Origin of the sequence: Streptomyces sp. NPDC060031 (assembly GCF_042736805.1) — a bacterium.
Lineage (GTDB): Bacteria > Actinomycetota > Actinomycetes > Streptomycetales > Streptomycetaceae > Streptomyces.
In genome coordinates, this window is record NZ_JBHWVM010000012.1 from 1 (window position 1) to 23,177 (window position 23,177).

20 protein-coding genes and 1 riboswitch are annotated in these 23,177 nt (G+C 69.4%); of the genes, 10 read left to right on the top strand and 10 right to left on the bottom strand.

Annotation, left to right across the window (positions count from 1 at the left end; translation table 11 throughout):
* Positions 1 to 214: 214 nt before the first annotated feature.
* The 9 genes from ACFWB8_RS07515 (at position 215) to ACFWB8_RS07555 (ending at position 7,348) form a co-directional block, all read left to right on the top strand.
* Entirely contained in the window at positions 215 to 736 is a 522-nt protein-coding gene (locus ACFWB8_RS07515; RefSeq protein ID WP_385223553.1) for a hypothetical protein, read from the top strand.
* Positions 733 to 1,365, top strand: coding sequence for a hypothetical protein (locus tag ACFWB8_RS07520; protein WP_385223554.1), 633 nt, complete (start codon positions 733 to 735; stop codon positions 1,363 to 1,365). The genes ACFWB8_RS07515 and ACFWB8_RS07520 overlap by 4 nt, the downstream gene beginning before the upstream one ends.
* Positions 1,362 to 2,096, top strand: coding sequence for a hypothetical protein (locus tag ACFWB8_RS07525; RefSeq protein ID WP_385223555.1), 735 nt, complete (start codon positions 1,362 to 1,364; stop codon positions 2,094 to 2,096). Before ACFWB8_RS07520 ends, ACFWB8_RS07525 begins: the two co-directional genes overlap by 4 nt.
* Positions 2,097 to 2,100: 4 nt before the next feature.
* Entirely contained in the window at positions 2,101 to 2,748 is a 648-nt protein-coding gene (locus ACFWB8_RS07530) for a hypothetical protein (protein ID WP_385223556.1), read from the top strand.
* Complete coding sequence (locus ACFWB8_RS07535) at positions 2,745 to 3,614, top strand: protein kinase (RefSeq protein ID WP_385223557.1); 870 nt, start codon at positions 2,745 to 2,747, stop codon at positions 3,612 to 3,614. Before ACFWB8_RS07530 ends, ACFWB8_RS07535 begins: the two co-directional genes overlap by 4 nt.
* A gap of 113 nt (positions 3,615 to 3,727) precedes the next feature.
* Complete coding sequence (locus ACFWB8_RS07540) at positions 3,728 to 3,871, top strand: hypothetical protein (RefSeq protein WP_385223558.1); 144 nt, start codon at positions 3,728 to 3,730, stop codon at positions 3,869 to 3,871.
* 110 nt (positions 3,872 to 3,981) lie between these two features.
* The gene (locus tag ACFWB8_RS07545) at positions 3,982 to 4,893 is read left to right on the top strand and encodes an aKG-HExxH-type peptide beta-hydroxylase (protein WP_385223559.1); all 912 of its coding nucleotides are present in this window, start codon (positions 3,982 to 3,984) and stop codon (positions 4,891 to 4,893) included.
* Entirely contained in the window at positions 4,890 to 6,185 is a 1,296-nt protein-coding gene (locus tag ACFWB8_RS07550; RefSeq protein ID WP_385223560.1) for a serine hydrolase domain-containing protein, read from the top strand. Before ACFWB8_RS07545 ends, ACFWB8_RS07550 begins: the two co-directional genes overlap by 4 nt.
* Before the next feature lie 821 nt (positions 6,186 to 7,006).
* Positions 7,007 to 7,348 carry a hypothetical protein gene (locus ACFWB8_RS07555; RefSeq protein ID WP_250746467.1) on the top strand — a complete coding sequence of 114 codons (342 nt, stop codon included), beginning with the start codon at positions 7,007 to 7,009 and terminating at the stop codon, positions 7,346 to 7,348.
* 7 nt (positions 7,349 to 7,355) lie between these two features.
* Here the strand turns inward: ACFWB8_RS07555 and ACFWB8_RS07560 are convergent, their stop codons facing one another.
* From ACFWB8_RS07560 to ACFWB8_RS07590, 7 genes are all read right to left on the bottom strand, one after another.
* Positions 7,356 to 10,658, bottom strand: a complete 3,303-nt coding sequence (locus tag ACFWB8_RS07560) for a type ISP restriction/modification enzyme (RefSeq protein WP_385223561.1) — start codon at positions 10,656 to 10,658, stop codon at positions 7,356 to 7,358.
* A gap of 339 nt (positions 10,659 to 10,997) precedes the next feature.
* Positions 10,998 to 11,396, bottom strand: coding sequence for a hypothetical protein (locus ACFWB8_RS07565; protein ID WP_250746471.1), 399 nt, complete (start codon positions 11,394 to 11,396; stop codon positions 10,998 to 11,000).
* Positions 11,393 to 12,370, bottom strand: a complete 978-nt coding sequence (locus ACFWB8_RS07570) for a hypothetical protein (RefSeq protein ID WP_250746473.1) — start codon at positions 12,368 to 12,370, stop codon at positions 11,393 to 11,395. Before ACFWB8_RS07570 ends, ACFWB8_RS07565 begins: the two co-directional genes overlap by 4 nt.
* Positions 12,371 to 13,530: 1,160 nt before the next feature.
* Positions 13,531 to 14,181, bottom strand: coding sequence for a thymidine kinase (locus ACFWB8_RS07575; RefSeq protein WP_385223562.1), 651 nt, complete (start codon positions 14,179 to 14,181; stop codon positions 13,531 to 13,533).
* A gap of 198 nt (positions 14,182 to 14,379) precedes the next feature.
* Positions 14,380 to 15,585: an alkaline phosphatase family protein gene (locus tag ACFWB8_RS07580; RefSeq protein WP_385223563.1), complete on the bottom strand. Its 1,206-nt coding sequence runs from the start codon at positions 15,583 to 15,585 to the stop codon at positions 14,380 to 14,382.
* The gene (locus tag ACFWB8_RS07585) at positions 15,585 to 16,190 is read right to left on the bottom strand and encodes a DUF5998 family protein (protein WP_385223564.1); all 606 of its coding nucleotides are present in this window, start codon (positions 16,188 to 16,190) and stop codon (positions 15,585 to 15,587) included. Before ACFWB8_RS07585 ends, ACFWB8_RS07580 begins: the two co-directional genes overlap by 1 nt.
* A 47-nt stretch (positions 16,191 to 16,237) precedes the next feature.
* Complete coding sequence (locus ACFWB8_RS07590) at positions 16,238 to 19,072, bottom strand: GNAT family N-acetyltransferase (RefSeq protein WP_385223565.1); 2,835 nt, start codon at positions 19,070 to 19,072, stop codon at positions 16,238 to 16,240.
* 184 nt (positions 19,073 to 19,256) lie between these two features.
* Between ACFWB8_RS07590 and ACFWB8_RS07595 the strand changes: the two genes are divergently transcribed.
* Positions 19,257 to 19,538 carry an HPr family phosphocarrier protein gene (locus tag ACFWB8_RS07595; protein ID WP_362052369.1) on the top strand — a complete coding sequence of 94 codons (282 nt, stop codon included), beginning with the start codon at positions 19,257 to 19,259 and terminating at the stop codon, positions 19,536 to 19,538.
* Between the two features lie 245 nt (positions 19,539 to 19,783).
* Here ACFWB8_RS07595 and ACFWB8_RS07600 read toward each other — a convergent pair whose 3' ends face one another.
* From ACFWB8_RS07600 to ACFWB8_RS07610, 3 genes are all read right to left on the bottom strand, one after another.
* Positions 19,784 to 20,449, bottom strand: coding sequence for a GntR family transcriptional regulator (locus ACFWB8_RS07600; protein WP_385223566.1), 666 nt, complete (start codon positions 20,447 to 20,449; stop codon positions 19,784 to 19,786).
* A 162-nt stretch (positions 20,450 to 20,611) separates the two neighbouring features.
* On the bottom strand, positions 20,612 to 21,406 hold the full coding sequence (locus tag ACFWB8_RS07605; protein WP_385223567.1) for a M23 family metallopeptidase: 795 nt from the start codon (positions 21,404 to 21,406) through the stop codon (positions 20,612 to 20,614).
* A 12-nt stretch (positions 21,407 to 21,418) separates the two neighbouring features.
* Positions 21,419 to 21,578, bottom strand: a riboswitch (cyclic di-AMP (ydaO/yuaA leader).
* 215 nt (positions 21,579 to 21,793) lie between these two features.
* Positions 21,794 to 23,161 (bottom strand): M16 family metallopeptidase, encoded by a 1,368-nt coding sequence (locus ACFWB8_RS07610; RefSeq protein ID WP_385223651.1) that lies wholly within the window; start codon positions 23,159 to 23,161, stop codon positions 21,794 to 21,796.
* Between the last annotated feature and the right edge of the window lie 16 nt (positions 23,162 to 23,177).

The window sequence follows — 23,177 nt, forward strand, 5'->3', positions numbered from 1 at the left end:
GGCGTAGAACTGCGACAACAGGGCCTCCTGGAACACTCGTTGGCGTAGACACCTACCGAGCTACCAAGAGGCCCTGTTCTCATGCCCGGAACCCGACGTGATCACCCGAACGAGACCCCCGTTCGACCAACACCCCACAAGATCGGAACGACAACAGCCACTCATCGGCAACGAAGTCAGGCTGCACAGAAGTGAGCACGGCAACATCAACACCGTGGGCCTCGCCGGTATCCACGAGGCCGACGATCTGACCCCAGCCCACCCGATGTGGCGGGCGGCCATCGAACCCGGCGTCTGGCCGTTGGTCGACACGGTCACCCGAGCCTGGGGACTCGTCACGTACGACAGCTGCCAGGGCCACCAGTACACCGGCGCGGACCTGACCCCAACAGGTCTACGCATCGGGCTCCTCCCCCGTGACCGCCGGGAGTACGCCAGCGCTGCTGCGGCACTGTGCCGGGCCGCCACCTTCGTAAGCGCCCTCCTCCCCGCGGGCATCGAGGTCAACGTCGGCCGCTCGGAGCTCACCTGCGAGAACACGGGCACCACCACCCCGGTCCTCGACCTGAGCCTGGACCCCGGCTCCGGTCAGGGGTGGGACGGCTACTTCGCCCGCCTGAACGAGGCCACCGCTGTGTTGGCCGCAGCCCTCGACGCCGATCTCCCCACGGTCGAATCCGCGTGCGCCTGCCCACTGCCGGTGTCGCCGCAAGCCCCCGAGGGGGTGCTGCGATGAAACCCGGCGACGCGGTCACCATCCACCAGCTCCTGGGACGCATCGCCTACTTCCACACCCTGTTCATCGAACCCGCCCTCACCTCCAACAAGCAGCCCGGAGCGGGCGAGGCCTGCTGCAACCACAAGAGCACCGCGGGATACCGACAGCCAGACGTCGGTACCGTGCTGGCAAGTACCGCTTGGGCAGTCCTCGACGAGATCGCGACCACCCTCGGCGACCACCTCCGCCTCTGCCCGGACTCCGACCACCGGTGCTGCGCGGCCTGCCGCATCACAGCCTCCGGCGCCGCCATCGCCCAGGCATGGACAGTCACCGAACACCGCTCGTACGGCCTGCCGCTACCCGCGGACCCCTTCGCACGGGCCTGCCGCACCACAGCGGCAACCCGTCTCGCCCTCGTCTTCACCCAGCAGCACGGGGCCTCGTGCGGCGCCCTGGCCCAAGCCGAGACACCTGACGCTGACCTGCTGCCTGACAGCGACGACTTGCCGTTGACGGGAGAGCTCCTCGCCCTGTGGCAGGACCCGCTGGCCGCCACCCGCAGCCCGGTCGTCAGCTGGCTCAACCACTGCACGGACCTGAACGACATCCACCGCGTGCTCCAGCAAGGGGGAACGACGAAGTGATCCACATAGCCGAGACCGTCGGCGTCGGAAGCGTCGAGAACTTCCTCAGCGACGCCGAGCGGGCCCACCTCGCCGACCTGATGAACGACGTCCTAACCAGCGGCGGCACCAGCCGCTTCGGTTACGAGCGCCGCACCTCCATCCACGAAATCCCTGGCCACAGCCCCGAACAGGCTATGGCCGTCTACGAGCCGGCCGGACGCGTCGAGATCCCCTCGATCCCCCAGGCCGCCGAGAAGCTCCTGAGCGACGCCTTCGAACGCGCTCGCCCGGCGCTCTCACGCGTCATGCCCTCGATCACCCTCTGCCGCCCGTGGACGTACGTCGAGTACGGCGTGGGCCAGCACATCACCAGCCACCTCGACGGCATCGCCCCCGACCCGCTCGCCTGGCCCCGCCAGATCGCCGGCATCAGCGTCGTGATCACCCAGGCCGACGCCGGAGGCGACTTCTACGTCGAGACCGCCTCCAGCGAACGCCTGTGGAACGGCAAGACCCCCGACGCCGCCTCGAACGGCTACGCGGAGGGCATGTGGCTGACCCACGACGGAGCCGACAACTCCGCGACCTGGTTCCAGCAGATGCCCCGCACCCGCTGGAGCGTCGCCCCGGCCCCCGGCACGGCCCTGCTGTACGGCTCCCAGCTCGCGCACGGAACCCTCCCGGTCACCGCCGGCCGGGTCGCCAAGTTCATCAGCTGGCTCATCGCCGAGCCCACCACGGCCGGGTGAGCGCGTGCTCCTGGCCCTGGAAGGCATAGCCGGCGCCGGAAAGAGCACCCTCCGCGACCGGCTCCTGGCCACCACCCACGCCGAGGGCATCCCCCTCAGCCACATCGGCCAGTTCTCCTGGCTCTCCCACCCGGCCACCCGCACGCTGATCCGCCTGCGGGCCGGGCACGGCGGCGATGAGCAGGAGGCCATCGAGGCCGCCGCCCAGGACCTGGCCCTGCACTCCCGCTTCAACATCGCAGTCGCCCTCACCGAGGGCCCGGTCCTCGCCGACCGGTTCACCCTCTCCACCGCCTGCCTGCTCGCCCTGCTCTACCACCAGCCCGTCGACGCGTACGTCGAACGCCTCGCCGAGCAAACCCAGGCTCGTCCGCAGCTGACCGTTCTGCTGACCACCGAGCCTGACATCTGCCACACCCGCATCACTCGACGTGCGACAGAGCGCCGCTTCACCGAACAGCCCGAGGCCGCCGCCCGGCTGGCCGACCTCTACAACGAGGCCGCCGACGCCTGGACCAAGGCCACTGGCCTTCCAGTGCTAGAGCACCCCTGCAGGACACATGCCGACCTCGAAGCCCTGGTCGACGCCTGCATGGAGGACCTCCGCTCGGCCGAGAGTCCCACGGCCCCGAACAAGGAAGCGAGCCGATGAACCTGCACCCGATGCATCCCGCAGCCGGGGTCCTCGATCAGCTCAGCACGGACGGCTGGCACATCAAAGACCTCCTCGCGTTCACGCGGGCCAGCACCCTGGTCAGAGCGGGCCGGCCCGGCCAGGAGGACGTCGTACTGAAGGCGGGCTTCGGCAGCAACCACGTCTTGGCCGAGCTTGACCCCAGTGAGAAGCCCGCCGCGTACGGCTTCTACTGGTACGCGCAGATGACCGAGACCGAACGCGCTCTCACCCGTGAAGACTTTCGCCACGAGGCGGAGCTGACCGCCGCCGCCGCCGGAGGAACCGATCACATCGTCCCGCTGCTGGAACAGGGCAGCTCAGAGCGGTTCGACTGGTACACCATGCCGCACTGCGACGGCGGGAACTTCCGGACCTTCATGGCCTCATCCAAGGACTCCAGTAAGGGCCTCAGCATCCTCGCCGACGTGGCCGACGGCCTGGACAACCTGCACCAGCGCGGAATCGTCCACCGCGACGTCTACCAGGAGAACATCCTCATCGACCAGGACCGGGGCCTGATCACCGACCTCGGAGCCGCCCGCCGCCTGTCCACCCCACGCGGACCTGAACACCGCGGGCCCGAGGTGCACTGGCCGCCGGAGTACCTCACCGGCTACCACGAGGCCACCCCGGCAGCCGATGTCTTCAGCCTCGCCGTCCTCGTCTACCGCTACCTGTGCGCGGACATCCCCCGCCTGGCCGGCCACACGAACCTGCCCCTCATCCCGGAGCCCCTGCGCAGCATCGTGACCGCCGCGCTCTCCGACGACGCGGGCGACCGGCCCGCCATGGAGGACCTGCGCACCGTGCTCCGCACGGCGGCCGACCTCCACCAGCGCTGACCGACACGCGGGAGCCCCTCATGCCCAGGGCGAGATCTCCGCCCCGAATCCGGCCCCACAGCAGAGCAAGCGGAACAAGCCGAAGCCAACGAGACCGAAAGGCGGAACACCCCATGAACCAGGACCGCATCGCCGACTTCCTCGCCAACGTCGAGGACCTGCGCGGCGAGGACGAGACCGTCCGTACCACCGCCCACACCTCCAGCGTCTCGGCCGAGGGCTGGCCGGCGGCCGAGGCGGAGGCCACCACCGCCTGAAAACCCACAGCCGCCCGGCGCTCTGAGCGCCGCCGGTGAATACACCCGGGGCCGGGCCGCCAGCACCTGCGGCCCAGCCCCGGGCCACCACCGAACAGGAGACGCGCCTCATGCACACCCTCGCCGACCTCTTCGACCTCCCGCCGATCGACCGCCTGCACCACGAACGCACGCAGCGCATCCAAGCCGTCATCCGCCCCGGAGCCCAGCCACCTCAGTCCACCACCAGTAGGGCGGCCGACTACTGCCTGGCCCACCATGCCCTCGAAGGAGCCGAAGCAGCCGCCCGCGCCGGCGATGCCGCGACCTTCGACTGGTACGTCGCCCACCCCGACGCGGGGGCCACCACCAACTCCGTCCCCACAGCGGTCGGCGCCCGCGTGGTCGTCGCACCCACACTCGCCGACCTGCCCCGCTCCGCGATCTCCGAGACCCCCTACTACGTCCTGGGCCCCGGTACCGAGCCCGCCCAGCCCCACCTGCGCAGCCTCGCGGCCGACGCGTACAGCAGCGCCGCACGAGCGGGGTTCGGCGAACTGCTCGCCGCGCACGCCGTCATCCTGTGCCTGCTGCGGACCAAGAACCTCGGCGAGACCCTTGACAGCTGGACCATCAGCCGCCTGCCCGGCACGGTCTTCATGGACCACGTCGACAACGCGGTCGTCCTGGCCCGCGACCTCATCCACGAGGCTGGGCACAATTGGCTGAACGACGCCCTCGCGGCAACGGGATGCAGGATCAGCGACGCCGCGCACTTCCACTCCCCGTGGAAGCGGACAACGCGGCCGGCGTTCGGCTTCCTCCACGCCTGCTGGGCGTTCCCGCTCACCATGCTGTTCACTGCGCACGCGCTGAACAGCACCGAGGGAGCCCTGCACCGGTTCCTGACCGCCTACCTCGACCAGCAGCGAAGCCTCCTCGCCAGCACCGCGATCGACCATGCCCGTGCTCTGGAGCTGATCAGCAACGACGGTCTCCGCCACCGCCTCGCTGCCGCCCACCACCATGCACTCGCCCTGTGAACGCGGCCCGCGACGAGGAGCCCGGCCTGTCCCTGCTGGTCCACCGGCCAGGCGAAGAGCCCACTCTTCTGCACACCGGTCTGGCCAGCCTCGAACACAGACTGCCCATCGGACCGGACACCACCTTCAACGTCGGCTCGGTCGCGAAGCAGATCACCGCCCACCTGATCCTGCTCGCCGCGCATGACGATCTCCTGCGCCTGGACCAGCAGGCCGCGGACCTGCTGCCCCGACTCAAGATCAGCGATGTCACCGTCGCGGACCTCGTCACCCATCGATCGGGCATACGCGACGCCGAGTCCCTGCTCTCCCTCGCCGGCTTCCGGGACCTCGACCACTACACGGCCGACGACCTGCGAACCCTCGCCTACCGCCAGCACCAGCGCGCCGTCCCCGAAGGCCGCTTCCTCTACAGCAACACCAACTACCTCCTCCTGGCCGAGATCCTCGAAACGGTCCACCACACCACGCTGCCCGACCTCGCCCGGCACCGCGTTTTCGGCCCGCTCGGCATGCACTCCACCCACTTCCAGAGCGACCCCCGCCAGGTCATCCCCGCAGCCGCAGCCGCCTACCAGGCCACCCACGACGACTGGCAGCACGCCGCAGCGCCGGTCACCCTGCCCGGCCCCGGAACCCTATGGACCACCGTCGGCGACCTCGACCGCTGGCTCACATACCTCCACCAGCACTGGCAGCACCCCCACCAGCTCCCTTGGCAGGAAGCTGTCGACTACGAGCCCAGCGACCACAAGCCCTATCTCTACGGCCCCGGGCTCTACGCCGACGCCCGCCCCGGCCGCACTGCCGTCTTCCACTACGGCCACGAACAGGGCTTCTCCGCCGCTGCCCAAGTGGAAGCATCAGGGCTACGCGTGATCGCCCTGTCCAACAATGCCGGGCTCTCGGCCGACCGCGTCACCGCCGCCATCCTCCGGGACCTCCACCAGCAGCCGACGCTGGCCCCGAAGGAGGCTCTCGTCCGCGCCACAGCCCTGGAGCGAACCCCAAGCACTGCCACACGAGACCAGCCCACACCCGACGACCTCGGCCAGCACACAGAGCTCGGCACCTTCGCCTGCGACCAGGCCCCCGGCAGCCTGCGCCTCACCCGCAGAGCTGATGCTCTCCACCTGTGGCGCCGAGGTACATGCGACCAGCTCACCCACTCGGGCCCGGGCCTCTACGCCGGCAACGGCTACACCCTCACCGTGCCCAGCAGCACGGACCAGATCGACCGCTTCACCCTCGACCTCGAGCGCGCTCCCAGACTCGCATACGTCCGCCAGTAGCCACCGCCGCAAGAACCATCTGGAATGCCCATCCCCCGACCGGTGGAGGCGCCGACCGAACTGGAGACTCGTCATGCTCAACCACCCGGTGATTCCCGGGATCGCGGCGTACACCCACGAAGGTCTGCCTACCCCCGCCCAACCCGACGACTCGAACGCATGGGTTGACGGTGTCTGCTGGCTGTACTGCGGCCAACGCTGGACACGAGTCTTATGGATCGGACCAGCGAGCGTCGCGGGCATGCAAGCGCCGATGTTCGCCTGCAGCCCATGCATCGCCGAACTCCACGAGCGGGTGTGGCGATCTATACGCCTCCGAGACGAGCCGCATAGGAGCAGCCCCCAGGCGCGAACCGAGGTGGACGACCATGCTCACCCCCCGCGAAGGCCGTCACCGGCCGGAGCAGATCCCTCCGTGCAGGAGCCACTGCCAGATTGAACAGTGATGGCCGACGATGACCACCGAGCCGCAGCTGCCCCGGGGAGTGCCGTGAACCTGCTGCCGACCGCCACAAGCGCCAATGTCCAGGAGTAGCAGCCACGCGTTGCCGTGCAACCCATCTGGCGCGTCTTGGACATCGCGTGGTCTCGGTTACGCTTCCGCACAGGTGTCCCATCGTCGCCCCCTTCAAACAGCTGCTCGCGTAGCGCACCGGCAGGAGGCCTCCGCGGAGCCCTGAGCAGGCCGGAAATACCGAACCGGGTTCAAGTGCCAGTTGGGCGGATTCAGTCCTGATGTGCAGGACTGTCCCCCTGCTGCTAGACATGGGACTGTGCACTCAGCTCTCTCCCCTTCGCAGCTTCAACTTCTGCATCACCTCATGACCGCCGAGATTCCATCCGCCGATGCGATCGCGGTGGCAGTCCGGGGTCTCGACGAGACGAGCATCGCTGGCGACGTGCAGACTCTCAGCTGGATGGGCCTGCTGGAAGTCACGGGTGAACGTGTCGCCATCACGCCACGCGGCAGGGCAGCCTGCCTCGAAGCCGAGTGCGCCACACTTGGGAAACGTCTGGTCGAGGTCAGCGTCTTCGCGGACGAGTTGCAGCGCCGTACCCCGTCGCTCAGCACGGAAATGTACGCGCTACGTCAGCTCGCAGAGGGGGCGTGGAGCGTGACGGAGGCGACCGCGTACCTGGAGCGCCGGGCGGAGGAGCACTGAAGCGCCCCTACGGTTCCTCGTTGACGTGCGGGGGAAACTCGACTCGACGGTGGGGTTTGCGTGCCTTGGCGGGTACCGGAAGAATGCCGGCCTTCTCCAGGTCGGCTGCCGTGACCGTGGGAGCAGCGAGGATCCGGTCCAGCAGGCCCTGCTGTGCGGGAGCGAGGTCGGCGAGTCGGCGCAGCACAGAGAGCAGTTCCATGAGCTCGCGCGACCATTCGGCTGGCCAGGACTCGACGTGCAGATCATCCAGAGGACTGGTCTTGCGGCTGTTGGGGCTTGCCTTGCGATAGCCGAACCACTTTTTGACGACTTGCATGCCGCCGACGTCGTAGTTCCACACCTCTGCGGGGACCGGACTGACATATCCAGCACCCAGGTGCAGGGTCCGGTTCATCTCGGCGTAGCTGATCTCGGCGGGGACTTCCGTCCCGATGTGCTGGTCGTAGCGGAGTCGCCGCGGATCGCCCTGCGGGAAGAGGACGTCGCCGGCTGGTCGACCGTCTTCCGGATCGACGTATCGTTCCCCGTAGGTCGAAGCCCACAACAGATGTTCGCCCAGCTGCACGGCCTCGTGCCAGAGGGCAGGATCGCGAGTGAGTGGCAGCCGGACCCCAGGGGTGAGCAGCTCTTCCGTGAACCGCTTGGTGAATCCGGCATGCCCGGCGACAGCTGCCGCGTACGCGGCGAGGTCGTGCACCGTAATGCGGTGGTCGAGGCCGAGCTCAGCCGCCAGGTGGGCAAGGAGGCGCGGATGCACGTTGGGGGTGCCGTCCGGATGGAGGATCGGCATGACCTTGCCGCCGCGACCGTTGAAGTGGTGGGTGTCGGGAAGCAGGGCGGTGGCGACGACGGCCGGCCCCGTCTCGATCTCGTGGGAGGACTGCTGGTTGAGGAAGATCTGGCCCGGCTGCAGACTTTCCCACAACGTGGGGCGGGCGAAGTCAATGACACGGCTGTCGGAGATCAACCACTGACGGTCGAAGCTGCGCATGGCGAGACGCGTCACGTCCGGCACCAGCTCTGTTTCGTCCACGAGCCCCTGGGTGTGCTCCGGTTGTCCAGGCAACGGGGTCCGGCTGTCGGACAGCGAACGGTCTCTCGTCTCCTTGAACAACTCCGCCTTCTTGGCGGGATTGGTCTCATGGATCAGACGCGCCCAGCGTCGCTTGAGCACCTGCTCGCTGGGGGAATTTACCCAGGACCGGTTGGTCGTGGCTCCCAGGCTTCCCCAGAGGAAGAGATCATCGATAGCGGGGTAGTCCTCCCACGCTGTCTCGGTGGTCGGGCGGAAGGGACGGATGGCGGCGGAGTGCACGTCCTGCCAGCCGCTGTCGTCCAATTGGATCTCTTTGAGTTGGCGGTACTTGACGACTCGCTTGCCGTGCACAGCGCGATAATGGATGCGCGCGGGCCGCTCAGGATCGGTGTCCTTGCTGCGGACGAAGATGCAGATGGCCAGCGGCTGGGCAACACCGGGGAAGATTCGACTGGCCACGTCTGGGCGGTGCCCTTCCGGAGACAGGTCGATGATCCAGCCCTCGTCACAGGTGCGCCGCAGGTAGTTCCGCATACCGCGCCCGCCCGGTCCCGTAGTGAAGCCGGAGGGGGTGATGAAGCAGACGACCCCCTGCTGGTCCTGCGGATGGGCGTCGAATACCTTCCAAGTCGCCCAGCGCCAGAAGTAGACATACAGGTTCTTGAGCACGTGCTCATAGCGACCGTTGCCGGGCCACTTGAATGCCTCGATGGGAGCAACGCCCTGAGCGGAAGTGCCCTTCTCGATCCAGCCGCCGCGTCCCTTGGCCTTGTCGTCGTAAGGCGGGTTGCCGATCGCGACAGTGACCGGCGTGCTGGCTTTCACCTCATTCGCCCGCTTACGGGACTCCGAGATCACGCCGTACGTCGAGGCGAGGGATTCCTCAGCCAGGTAAGGGTCGTCCAATGTGTCAGTGACGAACAGCTTCATGCCGTCCTGCGGCGCAACCGCCTGATGCCGCTTGAGCAGGTCCGAAGCCCGTAGTTCCGCGACGGCGAAGGGGCCCATCTGCAGCTCGAAACCGATCAGGCGCTTCGCCAAACTGCCAATCGCGTCCGGCGTCGCCCCCGGTCCGACGTTCTCCGCCGTCCAGGCGGCGACATGCTCGATGACCGCGTGAAGGTACGTGCCCGTCCCCATCGCCGGATCGACGATGCGAACGCTCTCGTCCGCGTAGCCGTCCGCACGCCCCAGACGGGTACGCAGCACGTCCTCAGTGAGGCGCACCATCTCCTCGACTACCTCGCGCGGGGTGTAGTACGAGCCGCTTTTCTGCCGCAGCTTCTCGTCATACACCTCCAGGAACGACTCGTACAGGTGCAGGTACGCATCCCTGCGGCCCTTGCGAATCGCGGCCCAGTCGACGGCGTCGATTACTTGGATGAGCAGATCGAGGCTGACCTCGAAGCTCACCGTGATGTTGTCGGTCAGGAGCTGGAGAGCTTTACCCATCAGGGCATGTCCAGCATCCAAGCGCCGGCCGACCTCATGGAGCCCCACCCCCTTCAGGGAGATACCCTCCGTGCGCGCGAGCAGCAGCGCGAAGGTCACCGTCTGGGCGTATCCATCAGCGAAGGTCGCATCGTCCGCCGTCGGAAAGAGCAGCCTGCGCCAGTCGTTCTTCAGCCCGGTGAAACGCAGCTCCTCAGGACGCGCGCCCTCCGCCGCATACCGCCCCTCGAACTCCAGTTGTTCCAGGACCGCCGCCCGCAGAAGGCGGCACAGCGGGGCAGTGCGTCGGACCAGTGCGGAGGCTTGACGGATCGGCTCGGGAACCCAGTGCAGGAAGGTTCGCAGGAGACTGCTGAACGCGGCAGGCTCACGGGCGGTCAACGCGCGGCCCGCAGTTGCCAAATCACCCTCGAAGACGACCGGGGTGCCGATCAGCTCTCCGGTGCGGAAGAGCCGCCATTCCGTGCCGTTTGTGTAGAGCACGTTCGGCAGGTCGCGCAGTCGCTCCCACTGCTTCTTATTACGCCCGGTGAACTTCTCCGGATCGACAGGGTGCCCAGGACGCTTGACCTCGATGTAGCCGACGATGTCGCCATGCACCTCGACCGCGTAGTCGGGGCGCACGCCCACGTCACGCAGAGGCGTTTCGGAGTGCCACAGAACGCCGTCCATGGCGTCGTGACTACCCACGGTCTCCAGGAGCTTCTGCAACGGCGGGCGGATAGACGCCTCCGGGTCACCCGGACCGAGCACCATGTCCTTGCACGACGCACCGAAGGTCGATATGGCCTCCGAGAGCCAGTCAAGCTGCTGCGTCACTGCCGCACCCCCACGCACTGCCGATCATGATCCAAGGAGTATGTCAGGCATGCCAGACGCATGGGACCACATCAACTCAGTCTATTTTCAGTCACTTTGGCCTAACGGCTATCGATGCTTGGATGTCAATTCCGGGTTCACGTAGATCAATGCCGCAGTGATCGGTAGGTGTCGGCGGCGCCACTTCCAAGGTTCCAGAACTGGAAGCCGCCGACGTCGCCCATGTGTCGGATGCCGATGGAGGAGGCGCTCCACCTCGCTCTCAGCCTCCGAGACCAGGTCCTGATGCCCGAGATCCACCCTCGTCATCCGGGCAGGTAGTTTCCGCAAGCCTGCGATCTAGCCCAACATCCCGCCGATGGCGTGGGCAAGGGCCTCGCCACCTTGCTGAACCGCGGTGCCCGCCACCAAAGCGGGGAGGGCCAGGGCCACTCCTCGCAGAGCACCGATCTGGGCTACCGGAGAGGCGAGCGACGACTCCACTGTGTTGGTCATGTCTCTCAACGCGCCGACGTGGTGAAGGGTCGACTCATTGCTGTCCACCTCGGCTCGGAACAGGGCGAGGAGCTCCCGTACCGACTCGGCGTCCGCTGTTTGGACATCGCCCGCGGCCGACTGATGTACGTGGGAGATGTTCTGTCCCACGACATTCTGGAGCGCGCCGAAGTTGTTGCCGCCGACGCTGATACCTGATCCGTGTTCGGGCTCCTGACCAGAGCGGCGCCATCCTGCCATCATGCTTCTCCCTTGGGGTTGTTGTCCTGTCCTACATGGCTGATGCCGTTGCCTGCGACGTTCTGGATCGGGGCATTGTTGTCGCCGAAGACTTGGATGTTGTTGACGACGGCGGCCACTTGGCGCTCGTACGGGGCAGTGTCGACCCCTTGCCCATCGAGGTACTCGGCAACCGCCCGGAACACGCAGGACTGCATCAACACGACGTGCCTCTTGGCGTCGTCGCTCTGGTGCATGTCCGCCACTTCCTCTGTCGAGTACCGGTCCCGCAGACTCACCGGATCCTCTTCCTCCGTCCGTTCGCCGGACTTTTTGCCGAACCTAGTCGCGGAGGTCCACAGAGCGCCGGCCCCCATGACCGCATCCAGCAGTGACTGAACGGCGATCCAACCGAGGAGTTGGATTCCGCGTTTCGAAACGGGCGCCATCACTCCTCGGAGCTCGTTGAAGAGGGGGGTCATGACTTGTGGCCGGACTGTCAGCCGTAGTTCTCCCGCCTCCAGCGCGGCATGGACGAAGACACTGACGATCACATGACCGCCCCAGCTGACGCATTGGGCCCGCAGGTACATCCGGTCCGGACGACCGGACGGGGATGCGCGTCCCAACCCGCTCAGATCCGGGACTTCGATTTCCGCTTCCCGCGTGCTCTGCAGCCACATCGCGGACGGCATCCCCATGGCGTGCTTCATCGAGAATCCCGGGAGCGGGTCGGTGATTTCGCGAGCACCCCGGCCCAGCTCATCAAGGGAAGCGCCTACTCTCCGCAGAAGTTCCGCTTCCCCGAATGGTCTGACAGATACCCCCTCGTCCTTGGGTTTCAAAGGGATGTTGATGTGCGCCGGCCCCCAGACATCGCGCCCGGCGCCGACGAACCGGTCGAGCGAGTCGTACGGCAGTGATAGGTGTGACTGGTGCTTCCCGATGTACGAGATTCTTCGTCCGCCCTTGGCAGCAGCCCAGGGAAGGCGCTCCAAGGACACTCCCTCCCTGCCGAGTACACGCAACGCAGCTCGTGCGAGTAGCCGATCGGCAGCACACACCAGAGCCGCACTAATCAGCAGCGTGGCAGGCAGCAGGGCGAGCCAGGTAGGCAGATCAGACGCCTCACCTAGTCGCAGTACGGTCAGGACCAATGCCAGGAGAAGGGGCCCGAACAACACGCCGTAGGCAAGGCGCGGCGAGCGAGTCAGTCGAGTCGAGCGACGCTTGGCCTCAGCGCGGAGTGTTGCCCATCGCAGGACCAATGCGAGCAAAATGGCCCCGCCCCAGACTGCGGCCGCCCCCGGTGCCGCAGAGCTGAGAAGCACAATGAGGACCAGCACGAGAAGGCGCCGGAGCCACCGACGCCTACGCGCGCGCAGGCTGTGAGCCACCACGGGTACGAGGTCGAAGCCGTACGAAGGCACAGGCAGCGGAGGGCCGTGCAGTACGTGATCAACCACCCACTGAGCGGTCGGCTCGCCGAGCGTAGGGCAGTCGTCGTTCCCCTCCAGGTAGATCGGCCGCCTGGTACTGCGCCGAGCCTTCCTCGGCTGCCCTTCTACCCCTCGGATCCTGCGCCACCACGCCTTGACCGCCTTGACGCGATCAGGACGGGCGTACACGGCCTGGCAGAGAAGCCGCGTCGCTTCGGAAGCGGTGGCATCCACGTCCCCGGCTCGTCCCGACACACTGGGTGCAGTGGTCCGCTGAACCGGCACAGCCGGCCAATCCGTGTTCGCCTCCTTGCCAGTTCCCTTTGCACGCACCCCCCACGCCATCCCCATACTGCTCCCCCGTTAAGCGATCCGGGGCGCATCTTGACGGTGAACAGGGGGAACCACCAGACCACAAACTCGACATTTTGCGTCTGCCCGTCGAACCCCCACAAGGTTGGCCGAATGAGTCCGCCTCCTCGACGCGAATGTGCTGGTCGAGCGGTAGTGGACGCACGGACCTGCCGTAGCGACGGCACCCTGCCCTCAGTTCACGCGGCGCGTATGCCGTCATGGCCCCACAGGCCAGACAAGTACACCGCAGGACAAGGACGGGTGTTCCCCGAGACCGCGGCTCGTTTCAGCCACTGAGTGCGCCAGAGGGGCTCGTTCCCAAAAACAACCATGGAACGGACACGTTGCAAAGAAGGAAGAGAGGTTCAGACGTGGTTGACCGGGAGCACGTCCGGGGAGAGGGCGCCCGCGTGGGCCGCCGACGAGGTCATCCGCTTGCGGTGGTGGCGGCGGCAGAGGACCTCGTAACCGATCTCCCCCGCCGGCCGGTTCACGTCACCCACCACGACCTGGGCGCCCTCGACCACCATCTCGCCTTCTATCGTGCGGGCGTTGTGGGTGGCGCGGGCACCGCACCAGCACAGGGCCTCGACCTGGAGCTGCTCGATCCGGTCCGCCAGCTCGATCAGCCGCTGCGAGCCCGGGAAGAGCTTCGTGCGGAAGTCCGTCGTGATCCCGAAGGCGAAGACATCCATGTCGAGGTCGTCGACGATCCGAGCCAGCTGGTCGATCTGCTCGGGCGCGAGGAACTGGGCCTCGTCCACGATCACGTAGTCCGCCCGGCCGCCCTTGGAGAGCTCGGCGACCAGGTACGCGTACAGGTCCATACCCTCGGTCGCCTCGACCGCCTCCGTTACCAGGCCCAGGCGGGAGGACAGCTTGCCCTCGCCCGCGCGGTCGTCGCGCGTGAAGATCACGCCCTGGAGCCCGCGGGCCGATCGGTTGTGCCCGATCTGGAGCGCCAAAGTACTCTTCCCGCAATCCATGGTGCCGGAGAAAAATACCAATTCGGACATCAGAGGAGGGTGACCTTTCGGGGCGGGCAGACCGTGGGGCAGCGGTGACCGGCGACCCCTGCGTGAGATGGCGGATTCCCCAGTGAGTTGGTGCTCTTTCCGCAGTCCATCGTTCTGGAGAAGAACACCAGCTCGGGCATGGGAAGTACGGGACCTTTCGGGTCGTGGACGGGGTCGCGGGGAGGGCGGCGGGAAGGATCAGGTGCGGACTTCGAGCAGCGGGACCAGCTGCTCGGCCGGGGTCATGGAGCCGTGCATGCCGGCGAGCGCCGACTCGTTGGGCTCGTTGCGCGAGGCGGTGATGGCCACGTCCGCCTGGGCGGCCGCGACGACGTCGCCGATGCGGCCGAGGACGCGCTCGTCGCACTCCCCCGGCGCGCCGAACCAGCCCAGTTCCAGGGCCTCTTCACGGCTCGCGACCCAGAACCGGTCGCCGAGCACCTCGCGCCACACGGTCAGGACGTCGGCCTGCGCGCCCGGCACGGCGTACACGTGCCGGGCCCGGCCCTCGCCGCCGAGCAGGGCCACGCCCGCGCCCAGCTCCCAGTCGTCGTCGAAGTCGATCCGCGCGTCCTCGTCGAAGGGGATGTCCACCATGCCGTGGTCCGCGGTGACGTACAGGGCGGTGCGCGCCGGGAGCTGTTCCACGAGCCGCTGGACCAGCCGGTCCACGTACATCAGCTGACCGCGCCAGGCGTCGGAGTCCACGCCGTGCCGGTGTCCCGCGCCGTCGAGCTCGCTGTAGTACGTGTACACGAGCGAGCGGTCGCCGGCCGCGAGGCGCTCGGCCGCGAGGTCCATGCGCTCCTCGCCGGTCATCCGCCCGAGGAAGGTGCCGCCGCTCAGCGCGACCTTGGTGAGCGGGGTGGTCTGGAACGCGGGCGAGGACACCTGGGCGGTGGCCACTCCGGCCGCGTCGGCCTTCTGGAAGACGGTCGGGTACGGCTGCCAGGGCTTCGGCGCGGTCCACGGGTGCCAGCGGAGCTGGTTCATCAGCTCACCGGTGGCGGGGTTGCGCACGGTGTAGCCGGGCAGGCCGTGCCGGGCCGGCGGCAGGCCGGTGCCGACGGAGGCCAGCGAGGTGGCGGTGGTCGCCGGGAAGCCCGCGGTGATCGGGCGGCCGGTGCCGCCGCGCGAAGTGCCGAGGAGGGAGGCCAGGTAGGGGGCCTCGTCCGGGTGTGCCTTTATCTGCTCCCAGCCCATGCCGTCGACCAGGAACACGCAGTTTCGGTCGGCCGGGGTGAGCTCGGCGATGGCGGCGGTGAATCCGGGGACGCCCTGGCCGGCCACGAGGGTCGGCAGCAGATCGGCGAGCGAACCCGTGCCGTACTGCGGCACCGGGGCGCCGGCGAGGTCCAGGAGCTCCGGCTCGTCCGCCCAGTTCTGCGCCGCGGAGTACGCCATCAGCGAGCGGTGGCGGAAGGCGCCGCGGTGGCCGCGGTGGCTTCGCTGAGGGCCTGCGCGAAGACCAGCGTCTGGCGCACGGCCTCCGGTCCGTCGCCCGCCTCGCTGACCCGCAGGCTCAGGTCGTCGGCGGTGGAGTTGCCGGTGTAACCGTGGTCGGAGTCGCAGTTCGGGTCACCGCAGGCGGCCGGCTCCAGGTCGATGCGGGAGACCGCGCCCCAGCCGATGGTCAGGACGACCTCGCGGGGCAGGGTTCCGGGCGTGTACGACTCCGGGTTGGCGACGACGCGGCTGAGCACCACGGAGGAGATGCTGGAGAGCTTGACCGACTCGGTGGAGGTGGTCGCGTACGGGGACGGGGATCCGGCGTCGGCGGCCTGCTCGTCGGTGTGGCTCACGATGAAGCGGTTGCCGGTCAGGACCAGCACCGTGACATGGCGGCGCACCTCGTTTGCGTCGAAGGTCGTTTCTTGGTGGACCAGGTACGACGAGATCGGCTCGCCGCCCACCGCGGCCTCCACGGCCTCGGCCACGAGGGCCGGGTAGTAGCCGCTGCGCTCGATCGCCGTGCGCAGCCCCTGGGTCGTCGTACCGGATTTCGCCATGAGGTCCATCTTAAGGCCCGCCGGAGGCGCCCCGGCCGCGCCGGACGTCAGTAGCTGGGCAGGGTGCGCGGCCCGAGGTCGCTGCGGGCGGGGGCGTGGGCGAGGCGGACGGTGGCGCTGAGCACGGAGAGGCCGTCGGGGGCGACGACCACGGGCTCCAGGGAGACCCCGACCACCTCGGGGTGATCGTCGACGAGGCGCGACAGCCGCAGGAGCAGTTCCTCCAGGGCCGGGGTGTCGACGGGGTCGCTGCCGCGCCAGCCGAAGAGGAGCGGCGCGGCGCGGATGGAGCGGATCAGGCCGGCGGCGTCCCGGTCGGTGGCCGGGACCAGGCGGTGCGCGGTGTCGCCGAGCAGTTCGGAGGCGACGCCGGCGAGACCGAAGGAGAGGACGGCTCCGGCGGCGGGGTCGATGACGGAGCGGACGACGGTATCGACGCCCCGGGGCACCATGGCCTGGACGACGGGGAGCAGCTCGGCGGGCTTGCCGAGGGCTTCGGTGAGTTCCTCGTAGGACCGCCGCAGCTCCGCTTCGGTGGTGAGGTCGAGGCGTACGCCGCCCAGGTCCGCGCGGTGGCGCAGGTGCGAGGCGGTGGTCTTGAGGGCGACCGGGTAGCCCAGCGCTCTGGCGGCGCGGGCCGCGGCGTCGGCGCTGGGCGCGGGGAGGGTGGTGTGCACGCGGATCCCGTAGCGGCCGAGCAGCTCGCGGGCGTCGGGGTCGGCCAGGGTGTGCACCTCGCCGTCCGGCACGGCCGCCAGCAGCCGGGAGAGCTGCCCGGCGGCCCCGCCCTCGTCGATGTCCTCGTACTCCGGCACCTGGCCCGGCTCGGCGATGGCGCGCCGCCACTGGCCGTAGCGCACGGCCTCGGCGAGGGCCTTGACGGCGCGCTCGGCGGCGGGATAGCTGGGGATCCGGTCCCGCTCGCCGGGCGGGCGGGGGTCCGCGGGCGGGGTCACGGGGGCGGGGGCGGCCGTGGGCACGCTCTCGGCCGACGGCGACCGAGGCGGCGGCGCAGGCTCCGGCCCCGGCCCCGGCCCCGTGCCGCGCGCCGCCGACAGGGCCTCGACCAGCTCGACGAGTTCCACGTGCACCACGGCCACGGGCTTGCTCGGCGCCTCGGCCACGGCCTCCCGCAGGGCGTCCGCGAGGTCGTCGGCCAGCGCGCGCTCGCTCACCCACGGGATCGCCGTGACGACGACCGCGTCACAGTCGTCGGAGGCGAGCGCGGCGGCCAGGGCCGTACGGAAGTCCGCGGGCGAGGCCGCCGTCGTCAGGTCCAGCGGCGGCAGCGGCCGCAGCCCCTGCGTCAGGCAGGCGTCGTAGGTGAGGACCCCGAGGGACTCGGAGTTGCCGAGGATCGCGATGCGCGGTCCGGCGGGCAGCGGCTGCGCGGCCAGCAGCAGGCCCACGTCCACCAGCTCGGTGACCGTGTCGACCCGGATCACGCCCGCCTGCCGCAGCAGCGCCGAGACCGTCGCGTCCGGGAGGCGGGTGTCGGGGACCACGTGGCCCGCGGGGGTGTGGCGGCCGCCCTTGGCGACGACCACCGGCTTGACGGCCGCCGTCCGGCGCGCGAGCCGGGTGAACTTGCGCGGGTTGCCCAGGGTCTCCAGGTAGAGCAGCGCGACGTCCGTCGCCTCGTCGTCGTACCAGTACTGGAGGATGTCGTTTCCGGACACGTCGGCGCGGTTGCCCGCCGAGACGAAGGAGGACAGTCCTTCGCCGCGGCGCAGGAGCCCCGAGAGCAGCGCGATCCCGATCGCCCCCGACTGTGTGAAGAGGCCGATCCGGCCGCGCTTGGGCAGCGGCGCGGGGGCCAGCGAGGCGTTGAGCTCCACCTCGGGTGCCGTGTTGATCACCCCGAACGCGTTCGGTCCGATCAGCCGCATCCCGTACGAGCGCACTTGCCGCACCAGTTCGCGCTGGCGGGCCGTCCCCTGCGCCCCGCTCTCCCCGTACCCGGCGGAGAGCACGACGAGCCCCTGCACCCCGTGCTCCCCGCAGTCGGCCACCGCCTGCGGGACCCGGTCCGCCGGGACCGCGACCACCGCGAGGTCCACGGGCGCGCCGATGTCGGCGAGCGCGCGGTAGGCCCGTACGCCGTCGAGCAGGTCTCCCCCGATGCCGGGGGCGCGGGCCGCGTTGACGGCGTAGAGGTGGCCGTGGAAGCCGCTGTCCCGCAGGTTGCGCAGGGTCGCCGCGCCCACCCCGCTGCCGGAGCGGCTGACTCCGATCACGGCCACGGAGCGCGGGGTCAGCAGTCGTTGCACCGAGCGGGCCTCGGCGCGCTGCTCGCGGGCGCGCTGTACGGCGAGGGACTCGGCGGTGGGTTCGAGGTCGAGGGTGAGGTGGACGGAGCCGTCCTCGAAGCTGCGCTTCTGCTGGTATCCGGCGTCCGTGAACACCTTGATCATCTTGTTGTTGGCGGGCAGCACCTCGGCGGCGAAGCGCCGGATGCCCCGCTCGCGGGCGACCGCGCCGATGTGTTCGAGCAGGGCGGAGGCCACGCCCCGGCCCTGGTGGGCGTCCTGGACGAGGAAGGCGACCTCGGCCTCGTCGGCGGGCCCGGTGGCCGGGCGGCCGTCGGAGCCGATCCGGTCGTAGCGGACGGTGCCGATGAACTCCCCGCCGATGGTCGCCGCGAGGCCGACCCGGTCCACGTAGTCGTGGTGGGTGAAGCGGTGCACGTCGCGGTCGGAGAGCCGGGGGTAGGGGGCGAAGAAGCGGTAGTACTTCGACTCGTCCGAGACCTGCTCGTAGAAGCTGACCAGCCGGCCCGCGTCCTCGGTGGTGATGGGCCTGATGCGGGCGGTGCCGCCGTCCCGCAGGACGACGTCCGCTTCCCAGTGTGCCGGGTACGAGGGGTCCGACTCGGTGGTCATGGGGCCACCTTAAGGCTCCTGCGGCCCATGCAGCCCTGGCGCGGCGCATCAGGCAAGCTGGCGCAAACAGTGCAAGCTGGGGAAGGCCGAACGGCAGGGAGATTCAGGCCGAAGGTCGGTCGGAGCATTCCGGACGTCATGAGAGACTGGTCTAGACAACCGTAAGAACCTGAAGGGCATCACCATGGCAGAGCGCCGCGTCAACGTCGGGTGGGCCGAGGGCCTGCACGCTCGTCCCGCCTCGATCTTCGTCCGCGCGACGACCGCTTCCGGCGTCCCGGTGACCATCGCGAAGGCCGGCGGCGACCCCGTCAACGCCGCCTCCATGCTGGCGGTTCTGGGCCTGGGCGCCCAGGGCGGCGAGGAGATCGTCCTCGCGTCCGACGCCGAAGGCGCCGAGGTCGCGCTGGACCGCCTCGCGAAGCTGGTCGCCGAGGGTCTCGAGGAGCTCCCCGAGACCGTCTGACCCCTCGGGTTCGAGTCGTGCGGCCCGTAGGGCTCGTACCGCTCGGCTGCTGTTACTGCTCGTACGGCGAAGCCGTGGCCACCGGAATGCCGGCGGCCACGGCTTCGCTGCTTTTCCCGGACCGCCGGACCCCCCGACCGGTCCGCGAATAGCGGAATTCCAGCCGCTCGCACCGGCCGAAAATAATGCGGATCCGTGAATTGCCCGGAGCCGCGCGAATATCCGTCCTTTGTATACGGCGTTTGTTAATGCGGGCCGCTCGCCATGTTTACGGCAGGTTGCGAAGTCCTCACCCGCATCCGGTGCGCCCCGGCCGCCCGGTCCGCGTGCATCGCGGTGAGCGCCCGGGCCCGCTCCGCGTCACCGCGCGCCACGGCGTCCACGATCGCCCCGTGCTCCGCCCAGGACTCCACCGGCCGCGCCGGGGCCTCCACCGCGTACATCCAGGCCACCTTGTGCCGCATCTGTGTGAGCAGCGCGATCAGCCCCGGGCTGCCGGAGGCCTGGGCGAGGGTCTCGTGGAACCAGCCGCCCAGGGAGCGCAGATCCTCCCCCTGGCCCCGCTTCGCCCGCTCCTGCCCCAGCCGGACCAGCCCGCGGAGCACCTTGAGGTGGGCCTCGGTACGCCGCCGGGCGGCCCGGGCGGCCGCCAGCGGCTCCAGCAGCATCCGCACCTCCAGGAGGTCCGCGGCCTCCTGCTCGGTCGGCTCGGCCACACAGGCGCCCGCGTGCCGCCGGGTCGTCACGAAGCCCTCGGATTCCAGGGTGCGCAGCGCCTCGCGCACCGGGACGCGCGAGACTCCGTACCGGCGGGCCAGCACCTCTTCGGTGAGCCGGCTGCCCGGCCCGAACACCCCGGAGACGATGTCGTCGCGAATTGCTGTGCACACCGCGTGCGCGGGAATACGCAAGACCGGACCTCCGCCTATTTCCGACTGCCGACATCATTGATGCGTGCAACTCTATGGCAACACACGATAATTTCCGAGGACGGCCGAAATACGAAACATTCCCACAACGCGAAGGCCCCGGCTCGGGGAGCCGGGGCCTTCGCGGATGTCGTGCGGTGCGGGTCAGACGGTGACGCCGTGCCCGCGCAGGTACGCGACCGGGTCGATGTCCGAGCCGTAGTCGGCGCCGGTGCGGGCCTCGAAGTGCAGGTGCGGGCCGCTGGAGTTGCCCGTGGAGCCCGACAGGCCGATCTGCTGGCCCGCGGTGACCTGCTGGCCGACGGAGACGCTCAGCACGGACAGGTGGCCGTACTGGGTGTAGGTGCCGTCGGCGTGCTTGATGACGATGTTGTTGCCGTACGCGCCGCCCTGGCCCGACTCGACCACGGTGCCCGCGCCCACGGCGTGGACCGTGGTGCCGGTGGCGGCGTGGAAGTCGATGCCGGTGTGGCTGCCGGAGGACCACATGCCGCCGCCCGCGTGCCACTGGGTGCTGACGTAGGAGCCCTCGACGGGGGCGACGAAGGTGTTGAGGCGCTTGCGCTCCTCCTCGCGGGCCGCGCGCTCGGCGGCCTCGCGCTCTTCCTGCGCCCGGGCCTCGGCCACGCGCTTGGCCTCGGCGGCCCGCTGCCTGGCGTCGGCCTCGGCCTGCGCCTTGGCGGCGGCGGCCTCGGCGGCGCGCTGCTGGGACTGGGCCTGGGCCTCGATCTCGCCCGCGAGGTCCTCGGCCACCACGATGGTGTTCAGGCCGGTGTCCTCGATGGAGGGGGCGGCCTGGTCCGCGGCGAACGCGGGACCGGCCAGGGAGCCGACGACACCAGTGGTGGCGAGGGCGGCTATGCCGGCGTAGCCGGCGGTCCTGCGGCTCAGACGACTGGAACCACGGTGCTTACCGGCGGCACGACTGCCAAACGCCATGACGGGGCTGATCCTTTCCTTCCCTCTCGCCTACCGGGTTAGCTGACGGGTTCGGAGCAGGAAGGTCTCCTACGGGCCTCCTCTTGCGAGGCGGTCCGATTCACCCCAGGGACTGATGTGGGTCCCCGGCTCCCCAGGCTCGCGCCTGACGGGGACTCGGCGATCGCTGTCCGGTGCCGCGGGTGCGGCGGGTACAACTGACGAACAGCACGGCCGACGCTAGGCGGATCATCAGTCAATCGCCAAACAGACACGCCTTTTTGTTGCGTACGCCACAGCACATACAAGCAACCTCACCCCTAAACAGACAAAAGGGGCCTCGGCGGACAAGCCACCGAAGCCCCCTGCGTGCCGCCCGGTTGGGCCGCTGTCCGGCCGGTCGGCCGATCAGTTGGTGACGACGCTCACGTCACCGATCCCGAGGGCGCGCACCGGCTCCTCGATCTGTGCGGCGTCGCCCACCAGCACCGTGACCAGCCGGTCCACCGGGAAGGCGCTGACGACCGCCGAAGTCGCCTCCACCGTGCCGGTTTCGGCCAGCCGGGCGTACAACTGCGCCTGGTAGTCGTCCGGCAGCTCCTGCTCGACCTGGTCGGCGAGGGTGCCGGCGACCGAGGCGGCCGTCTCGAACTTCAGCGGGGCCACGCCCACCAAGTTCTGTACCGCCACGTCCCGTTCGGCATCGGTCAGGCCGCCCTCCGCGAGGGTGCGGAGCACCTTCCAGAGGTCCTCCAGCGCCGGGCCGGTGTTCGGGGTGTCCACCGAGCCGCTGATGGCGAGCATCGAGGCGCCCTTGCCGTCGGCGGTGGAGCGCAGTACCTGGCCGAAGGCGCGCACGCCGTAGGTGTACCCCTTCTCCTCGCGCAGCACCTTGTCCAGGCGCGAGGTGAGGGTGCCGCCCAGGCAGTACGTGCCGAGCACCTGGGGCGCCCAGACCCGGTCGTGCCGGTCCGGTCCGATGCGGCCGATCAGCAACTGCGTCTGCACCGCGCCGGGCCGGTCGACGATGACCACGCGGCCGGTGTCGTCGGCGGTCACCGGCGGCACCGGCAGCGGCTCCGCGAAGTCGCCGGTCCATGAGCCCAGGGTCTCGGCCAGGACCGCGTCCAGGTCGACCCCGGTCAGGTCGCCGACGACCACCGCGGTGGCGGTGGCGGGGCGCACGTGGGCCTCGAAGAAGGCGCGCACGGCCGCCGAGTCGATACGGGCGACCGTGTCCTCGGTGCCCTGACGCGGGCGAGACATCCGCAGCGAGGCCGGGAAGAGCTCCTTGGACAGCTGCTTGGCCGCGCGGCGCTGCGGGTTGGCCAGCTCGTGCGGGATCTCGTCGAGCCGGTTGCGCACCAGCCGGTCCACCTCGGAGTCGGCGAAGGCGGGCGCGCGCAGGGCTTCGGCGAGCAGGCCGAGCGCCTTGGGCAGCCGGGAGACCGGGACTTCCAGGGAGACCCGGATGCCCGGGTGGTCGGCGTGCGCGTCGAGGGTGGCGCCGCAGCGCTCCAGCTCGGCCGCGAACTCCTCGGCGGAGTGCTTGTCGGTGCCCTCGGACAGCGCGCGGGCCATGATGGTGGCCACGCCGTCCAGGCCCTCGGGCTCGGCGTCCAGGGGGGCGACGAGGTTGATCTCGACCGCCACCACCTGCTGGCCCGGGCGGTGGCAGCGCAGCACGGTCAGGCCGTTCGGCATCACCCCGCGGTCGGGGGCCGGGAAGGCCCACGGCTGCGGCTCGCCGGGCTGCGGCTGCGGGTGAAAGGTCATCGTGACGGCTGCGGTG

Coding starts and splice junctions, on each gene's coding strand:
- ACFWB8_RS07520 (WP_385223554.1), top strand. CDS start 733: ATGAAACCCGGCGACGCGGTCACCATCCACCAGCTCCTGGGACGCATC.
- ACFWB8_RS07535 (WP_385223557.1), top strand. CDS start 2,745: ATGAACCTGCACCCGATGCATCCCGCAGCCGGGGTCCTCGATCAGCTC.
- ACFWB8_RS07540 (WP_385223558.1), top strand. CDS start 3,728: ATGAACCAGGACCGCATCGCCGACTTCCTCGCCAACGTCGAGGACCTG.
- ACFWB8_RS07545 (WP_385223559.1), top strand. CDS start 3,982: ATGCACACCCTCGCCGACCTCTTCGACCTCCCGCCGATCGACCGCCTG.
- ACFWB8_RS07555 (WP_250746467.1), top strand. CDS start 7,007: ATGACCGCCGAGATTCCATCCGCCGATGCGATCGCGGTGGCAGTCCGG.
- ACFWB8_RS07565 (WP_250746471.1), bottom strand. CDS start 11,396: ATGATGGCAGGATGGCGCCGCTCTGGTCAGGAGCCCGAACACGGATCA.
- ACFWB8_RS07575 (WP_385223562.1), bottom strand. CDS start 14,181: ATGTCCGAATTGGTATTTTTCTCCGGCACCATGGATTGCGGGAAGAGT.
- ACFWB8_RS07580 (WP_385223563.1), bottom strand. CDS start 15,585: ATGGCGTACTCCGCGGCGCAGAACTGGGCGGACGAGCCGGAGCTCCTG.
- ACFWB8_RS07585 (WP_385223564.1), bottom strand. CDS start 16,190: ATGGCGAAATCCGGTACGACGACCCAGGGGCTGCGCACGGCGATCGAG.
- ACFWB8_RS07590 (WP_385223565.1), bottom strand. CDS start 19,072: ATGACCACCGAGTCGGACCCCTCGTACCCGGCACACTGGGAAGCGGAC.
- ACFWB8_RS07595 (WP_362052369.1), top strand. CDS start 19,257: ATGGCAGAGCGCCGCGTCAACGTCGGGTGGGCCGAGGGCCTGCACGCT.
- ACFWB8_RS07605 (WP_385223567.1), bottom strand. CDS start 21,406: ATGGCGTTTGGCAGTCGTGCCGCCGGTAAGCACCGTGGTTCCAGTCGT.
- ACFWB8_RS07610 (WP_385223651.1), bottom strand. CDS start 23,161: ATGACCTTTCACCCGCAGCCGCAGCCCGGCGAGCCGCAGCCGTGGGCC.